Source organism: Bdellovibrionota bacterium (genome assembly GCA_035292885.1).
GTDB lineage: Bacteria > Bdellovibrionota_G > JALEGL01 > JALEGL01 > DATDPG01 > DATDPG01.
On record DATDPG010000177.1, the window covers coordinates 20,866 to 27,409 of the forward strand.

8 protein-coding genes are annotated in these 6,544 nt (G+C 53.6%); 3 read left to right on the plus strand and 5 right to left on the minus strand.

Features of this window, described 5'->3' with window-relative positions; genetic code table 11:
• Positions 1-20: 20 nt before the first annotated feature.
• Complete coding sequence (locus VI895_12885; protein ID HLG20694.1) at positions 21-1,871, minus strand: S41 family peptidase; 1,851 nt, start codon at positions 1,869-1,871, stop codon at positions 21-23.
• A gap of 230 nt (positions 1,872-2,101) precedes the next feature.
• Between VI895_12885 and VI895_12890 the strand changes: the two genes are divergently transcribed.
• The 3 genes from VI895_12890 (at position 2,102) to VI895_12900 (ending at position 4,083) form a co-directional block, all read left to right on the plus strand.
• Positions 2,102-3,076: a complex I NDUFA9 subunit family protein gene (locus tag VI895_12890; protein ID HLG20695.1), complete on the plus strand. Its 975-nt coding sequence runs from the start codon at positions 2,102-2,104 to the stop codon at positions 3,074-3,076.
• 139 nt (positions 3,077-3,215) lie between these two features.
• A complete protein-coding gene (locus VI895_12895) occupies positions 3,216-3,737 on the plus strand; it encodes a hypothetical protein (protein ID HLG20696.1) in 522 nt (173 codons plus the stop codon).
• A gap of 136 nt (positions 3,738-3,873) precedes the next feature.
• Positions 3,874-4,083, plus strand: a complete 210-nt coding sequence (locus VI895_12900) for a hypothetical protein (protein HLG20697.1) — start codon at positions 3,874-3,876, stop codon at positions 4,081-4,083.
• On the opposite strand, the gene VI895_12905 is transcribed toward VI895_12900, so the two are convergent.
• The 4 genes from VI895_12905 to VI895_12920 all read right to left on the minus strand — a co-directional run.
• A complete protein-coding gene (locus VI895_12905; GenBank protein HLG20698.1) occupies positions 4,059-5,261 on the minus strand; it encodes a glycosyltransferase family 4 protein in 1,203 nt (400 codons plus the stop codon). The two genes, VI895_12900 and VI895_12905, sit on opposite strands and share 25 nt — an antisense overlap.
• A 378-nt stretch (positions 5,262-5,639) precedes the next feature.
• Positions 5,640-5,825, minus strand: coding sequence for a hypothetical protein (locus VI895_12910; protein ID HLG20699.1), 186 nt, complete (start codon positions 5,823-5,825; stop codon positions 5,640-5,642).
• A 103-nt stretch (positions 5,826-5,928) separates the two neighbouring features.
• Entirely contained in the window at positions 5,929-6,243 is a 315-nt protein-coding gene (locus VI895_12915) for a hypothetical protein (protein ID HLG20700.1), read from the minus strand.
• Between the two features lie 81 nt (positions 6,244-6,324).
• Positions 6,325-6,544, minus strand: a 220-nt coding sequence (locus tag VI895_12920) for a hypothetical protein (GenBank protein ID HLG20701.1), incomplete at its 5' end; no start/stop codon positions are given.

Sequence of the window (6,544 nt, forward strand, 5' to 3'; positions counted from 1 at the left end):
GGCCCCTATTTAGCACGCGGTTACGATTCGTGGGAGGAAGTCGTCGTTGGAGTGCGCTTGATTCGGATGAGCTCCTTCAAATACTCAATTCCCCATTGAAGCGAGCAATCCGATTCCTCGCGGATGTCCGACGAAGATGTGATCGGCCTGCAATCCTGAATTGGAGGCGGCTGCATATGATGAAGCTTATCTAGATCGGAGTCAGAAATCGCGGGCGACGTAGGCGCTGAAATGGTCTCCATTCGGTCGAACGTGGGAGGTTTCGGGATTACCCGGCCGGCGTACTTCCCATCCTTGTATGTCAGATAATCCTTTTCGTGGCCGGGGCGACCGAATTGTTTGATCGCCCATGCATTGAAGGGATCTTCCCCGTCCGCTACCAGAATATCGGGGGCCACCCCCTCCAAATGATACGAAGTTCCACGAGGAGAGTACCAAAACGCGCTGGTTACGCTGAGCAGTCCTCCGAACGGATTCAGGTCGGGCGTTGATTGGCCGATCCCCTTGCCCCACGTTGTCTCTCCCACAATCAGTGCTCGCTTATAATCCTGAAAGGCCGCCGCAACGATTTCCGCGGCGCTGCCTGTCATGCGGTCGACCAAGACCACGAGAGGTTGCTTGATCCTCTCATCAATTGGATCGACGGTGTAAGGGCTTCGATGCAATCCCTTTCCTCGAAGCTCTGCGTCGACATATTCCGGTGACGTCGTGACGCTAAAGGTGATGGCGACCGTCGATTCCGGTTGGTCGAGAAACATTTCCGAGACAGACATGGCTTCGTCGATCTGGCCGCCCGGATTTCCGCGAAGATCGAGAATCAGGCCCTGGAAATTTTCGTTCGAAATTTTCTGGCGGGCATCGCGCATGTCCACCTTTGCGTTCAGTGAAAAACTGGCCAGACGAATATAGGCGATTTTGTACGGAGCATACGTCCGAACCCAGGTCTTCTGATGCAACGGTGTGAACCGCCCCACATTAAGATCCACCCCTTCCGTATCGGTTTCTCCCGGCCGTTGAACCTCGACGTGGACGTATCGTGTTCCTTCGGGCGCGCACTCGCTTTGTTCGCGTTCATCGATTGCGGCAACAGCTTTGAAATAGGGGATGCATTCGTCATCGTCCGCGGGGCAAAAATCAGGGACTTTCTTCATACCGTCCTCGGTCCGAATCGCGAGAATTCTCGATCCGATGGGAACTTTTCCACCTTCCGTGACGGCATCGGTGTTCTCCGAGTCCGTAAACGCGCCGTCCACGATCAAATAGGCGGGTGGGCGTCCCAGCAGATAATCGCTGCGCCGTCGAAACGTAAGACCGGCCCCGCATAATTTGGGTCGCCAAGAAACTTTTCGCTCGAGCGGACCCACAATGGACGAAGGGAGTTCGTAGCCGGAGTGAATATCCAACTGATCCATGAACTCTCCGAGGATTCTTCTGAGGTGGTAGATGGTGGGATCTTCTTTTTTCGCCAGAGATGTCAGCGTCGACCCTAATGAGAGTATAAGATCGCAGCTGTCGATCGTGGCCGGTGATTCGGAGGAAAGTTTTGCGGCGAGCTCCTTTTCTTTAGGGTCTTTGGTATCCTTCGCATATTTGTCGAGCCAACTCTTGTACGCCGCGGCTACGAGAGAGAGATGCTCCGAGGGTTTTCGGGTCAAGTGCCGATAGAGCACAAATTGAGTCGAAAATGCGAATTCCTGGCAGGCAAGCAGTTCATCCGTAATTAAGGGAATTTTCAACTGTTGGTCCGGCGCAGCAGGGGCTTTTTCGGCTTCCTGTTTCTTTGTGCCTCCGCATCCAACCGCCACGAGACCCAGTGCGATGGACGCAAAGAGTGCTCTGAAAATCTCATCTATGTTTCCGGGCACACGCATAGGACGACAGCTTTAAGCTTTGGTGCAAGGAGGGTACCAGGCATGACGCACCATGTCGACAGAAAAAATCGGTTAAACTTTAATGATTTCACCTGCTTGCATAGAACGAGGATTCTCAGGTGAATCATCCCTCGAAGAGTCCGAGACATGCGCGGATAAACGTGGGAATTCGTCGCCTCGGTTTCACGCACGGTTGGAGTTCCCAAGTGATGGTGGTAAGGACAGGACATATGAGTGATGTGACTGGAGAGGCGGGGACCGTTACGTTGGTCACGGGTGGAACGGGTTTTGTCGGTTCGGCCGTGGTTCGTCGTCTTATTGAAGGAAGGAACATGGTGCAAGTTCTTACGCGCGACCCATTCCAGGTGCCGCGGAATCGACGTGTCGCCGGGGCGTACTACCTGAAAGGGGACATCTTCGATCCGCCCTCTCTCGACGAGGGCATGAAAGGATGTTGGGCGGTCATCAACGCCACGCAATTCGACAACGCACCTTTTGAAAATCCTCGGAGGGGTCTCACGTATGATCGTATCGACGGGGAGGGCACCGAAAGACAGGTCGAGGCGGCCAAAAAAGCGGGAGTGAAGCGCTTCATCTATCTGAGCGGCGCCGGGACCCGTGAAGGGCGAACCGAAACGTGGTTTCGCGCCAAGCTCCGGGCCGAAAAAGCGGTTCGAGAGAGCGGCCTTCAATGGACGATCCTTCGGCCGTCGTGGATCTACGGGCCGGAGGATCGAAGTCTCAACAGGTTCGCCCTGTTTGCGAGAATCGCTCCGGTCATTCCGATCATCGGTTCCGGCCGCGAAAAGATTCAGCCTGTTTACGTAAAAGATATCGCCGAAATCGTCGCTCGGGCTCTTTATCTTCCTTCCACGCATCATCAGACCTACGATGTCGGCGGGCCGGAAGCCATGACCATGAAGAAAATCGTCCAGACGATGTTACGGGTTCAGGGAAAACACCGCCTCGTCCTTCCGCATCCCAAGATTCTCATGAAAATGATTGCAACGTTTCTGCAGTTCCTTCCGACGCCCCCCCTGACTCCCGGCGGTATCGATTTCGTAACGATGGAAGAGCAGGTCGACAACACCTCTTTGCTTGGTGCCATCCCCCTCCGCCTAACGCCGCTGGAAGAGGGTTTGCGGGATTATTTGGCGCAGTTCCAAGGTTCATCCCCGCCTGCCGATCAACGCGTCGCGGCTTAAACCGGGACTGACGCGTGACGCCAAGTCACCGATTTTCTTTACAAAAGCCGAAAGTGTTGAAATGATTCCGGATTAAGAGGGTGAGGGGTATTCCCTCTCCCGCAACCTACAAACTAATCAAAAAATAGTGGAGGACACGATGAAGAAGTTTTTGATGTTTGTTTCTGTACTAGCAGTAGCGGGAGCGGCGAGTACCGCGTCAGCGATGGATCGCTCCGGCAAGATCGGATTGGGTATTCAGGAATCGTTTACAACAGGGTTTTCGACCAACAGTTTCGGCGATTGGTCACTGAAGTATGGCGTCGCGTCGAACATGACCGGTCAGTTCCTGGTCGGCTTTGATTATGGGAACAAGGCCATCAACGACGCCATCAACTTTGGCGCTCGGTTCCTGTATGACGTCGTCGAGAAAGAGAATTCCGATTTTTATCTCGGTCTCGGCATCGGCTGGAACAACGATAAGAGCGCAGGGGCCCGAATTCTTCGCTTCCAGGTTCCGCTCGGTTACGAATTCAGCTTCTCCGGACTTCCGGAAGTTGGATTCAGCGTAGAGGCTGGTGTTGTGTATGACTACGCGAAGGACGCTAAGGCCAGTCGGTTTGCATCCGTGGGCGGAAACGTCGGCGGCAATCTCGGCTTAGGCGTTCACTACTATTTCTAAGCTGTAGTTTAGGTTACGGCTGTACGAAAGGGAGCGAAAAATCGCTCCCTTTCTTTTTTACGTCTCATCGCTTTTCCATCGCGAAATAATTCCGGATCATGGAAGACCAAGTTTTCATCACGTATATTATGAAGTCGTGGATGCACGGTCACTGTTCATTTCGATGCTCTTTGGCGCGTTCGGCACCGGTTATTTCATCTATGGCAAGAAACAGCAGAAGCCGCTTCCGCTGGTCTCGGGCATCCTCTTGGTGATTTTTCCCTATTTTGTGTCGAACCTGACGATTCAGCTGTTGATCGGCTGCGCTTTGCTCCTTTTGCCTTACGTCGCCGCCCGTTTTCTGTAATCGTCCGCGCGGACCGCAGCTTCAACTCTTTCGGGAACGGGGACATCAAAAATGTTCCAATTCGTGGGCTTCAACGTGAACTCGTGCCCCGTTTTGCCGAGGGACTTAGCCATTTCCTCGTTCGAAAGAAGAAGATCCAAAGCCTGGGCGATCTCTTCTCGTGAGTCAGGGTCGACCAAAAGACCGTTTTCTCTATGTCGCACTACGTCGGTCACGCCGCCGCTCCTTCCAGCGACGACCGGAATCCCGCACGCATTAGCTTCAAGGTAAACCACGCCCAATCCCTCCACCGTGGCCTTGGCCGGGATATATCGGCTGACCATAACGAAGCATCTCGCCACACTATAAAAATCCACGAGCTCCTCGTCCGTTACGGCGCCGACAAAGATGACATGGCGTTCCAAGTGACGCGATGACACCGTCGTTCGAAGGATGTTTTCCATCGGGCCCCTGCCGACGATCAGATAGACAAGATCCGGGTGCGTGGTAATCAGCGACGGCAAGACTTCGATCACCCGATCGATTCCCTTCCGTTCGATCAATCGGCAGACCGACAAAATCACTTTCTTCCCCTCCAGGTTGTATTTCCGAATAACCGTGGGAGAAGGAGCTTTCGGTTTGAAACGTTCGGCATCGACAAAATGGCCGAGGATCCGAATTCGAGAAGAATCGACGCCCGCTTTTCGAACCAGATCGGCTACGAACGAACTATTGCAGATAACGACGGACGCGTTTTTTAAGACATCGGCGAGCGCGCGCCCCAAGAGAGGAAATTTCCTGGGTGCGAGAAGATCGTTGCCGTGAACCCATACGACGTAGGGAATTTTATCCCTGCGCCAAAGCAACCAAGCGAGAAAACTGAAGGGAAACGCCTGGCCGCATTCGATGACGTCAAAAGGGTTTTTCCGATGGTTTCGGAGAAAGTCGATCGCCGGCATCAACGCCTGGAAAACTCGCCGGACATACGGCAAGGCCGAACAAAAAAACTTGGCTCGCTTTATTTTGTAGGGCGAGTTGCGGTCGAAGTCCGTCGAACCGGCCACCCAGGGGGTGAAAACCGTGACCGTTTCGGGACGAAAACCTCGGGCCCTTTCGTGAAGGACGCGTTCGATTCCCCCGTGCGAGGGCATGAATTCGAGCGTAAGAAGAGCTCGGCGGGTGGATGGAGGGGAGGGCATGCTGCGGCCGGATTATAGTGATGCCCCCGGAAATAACCACCGACTTTCGTTATAGCCCAAAGAGTATATGCGAGTGACATCTTGCCAGGCGTTTACTCCTTGAGAAAACGATAAACTTCCTTTCGGTGCCCAATTTTGACGACCCCGAGCAACGCTTTATCTTCAAATAATTCATAGACGATACGCCAGTCACCCAGACGTATTCGGCACAAATTTGGGGGGCCGCGTAGCTTCTTGACCCGAATCAGTTCAGAGAAGGGATTCGTGGCCACAAGTTGCACCGCATTAACAGTTCGATCTTGAAGTTGGCGGGAAAGTTCGAGGAATTCCTTCTGCGCCGATTTCTTGAACTCAATACGATAGGACAAAGGCTTGGACTTACTTCCATGATTTGAGAACGGCTTCTAAAGAGACATTTTCTTCTGATCTGCGATTTTCGTAGGCTTCAACATCGATCTGATCTTCAAGACGCTCAACCAACGCTTCTTCAACAAAATGTTGAATCTTGAGCCCTCGCTTTTTGCAGAAAGCCGCAACCGCCTTACCATTGGCCTCTCCCCCCATTATCGACTCAACGAAGATTGAGCTTCCGATCAACCTTTTCGCTTCTCTTGAAACGAATAGGCGTCTCTATTGACAGATTGATCTACTCGAAGGGAAGACGCGCTCAACCCGGAGGGGCTGGCTCGACCTTCACGGGCTTCTTCTCTTTTGGCGGTTTCGGAGGCTTGGGGGCCGCAGCCGCCTTGGCGGGCTTCTCAGCTCTTGCCTCGGCCGGTGCCTCCTTGGGCGGTTGCCACTGGAGGGTTTCGATGCCGTGCCTGATCCTCCGGGCCTCGGCCAGGAAGTGACGCATCATCGGATCGTTCGCAATGCGTTTTTCGTCGAGCCCTTTTGCCGCGAGGGCTTTTTTGTGGGACTCGACCTTTGCCTGTACCCGACCCAGGCGGTCCTGTTTCATTTCGATTTTCCTGGTATTCATGGTCGGCCTTTCTCCTGTGAGGGTCGTAGAATTCGTTCAGACTAAAAAAATATGGCTCCCCATTTGGGACGAAGTTCGATCTCATTTCAAGAAGAAAAGTGAGTCTTGAGAACGCAAAAAGCGTCCCAGCTCCTCCGTCGCTGTAACGCTTTTTGCACGCCGTGCGAACGCTTTGCTTTTCCCGAACGCCTCGCCATTTGAAACTCCCGAGCACGCGTGCCGCCAAACCTTCGGTTTGTCATCCCGCGTGCAAGTCGGCCTTTGGCCGAAAAGGTTCCGGGCCCACACCCTAGAACGTGGC

Bases quoted from the DNA above. Each gene is read 5' to 3' on its own strand.
- VI895_12885 (HLG20694.1), bottom strand. From the start codon at position 1,871: ATGCGTGTGCCCGGAAACATAGATGAGATTTTCAGAGCACTCTTTGCG.
- VI895_12890 (HLG20695.1), top strand. From the start codon at position 2,102: ATGAGTGATGTGACTGGAGAGGCGGGGACCGTTACGTTGGTCACGGGT.
- VI895_12895 (HLG20696.1), top strand. From the start codon at position 3,216: ATGAAGAAGTTTTTGATGTTTGTTTCTGTACTAGCAGTAGCGGGAGCG.
- VI895_12905 (HLG20698.1), bottom strand. From the start codon at position 5,261: ATGCCCTCCCCTCCATCCACCCGCCGAGCTCTTCTTACGCTCGAATTC.
- VI895_12910 (HLG20699.1), bottom strand. From the start codon at position 5,825: ATGGGGGGAGAGGCCAATGGTAAGGCGGTTGCGGCTTTCTGCAAAAAG.
- VI895_12915 (HLG20700.1), bottom strand. From the start codon at position 6,243: ATGAATACCAGGAAAATCGAAATGAAACAGGACCGCCTGGGTCGGGTA.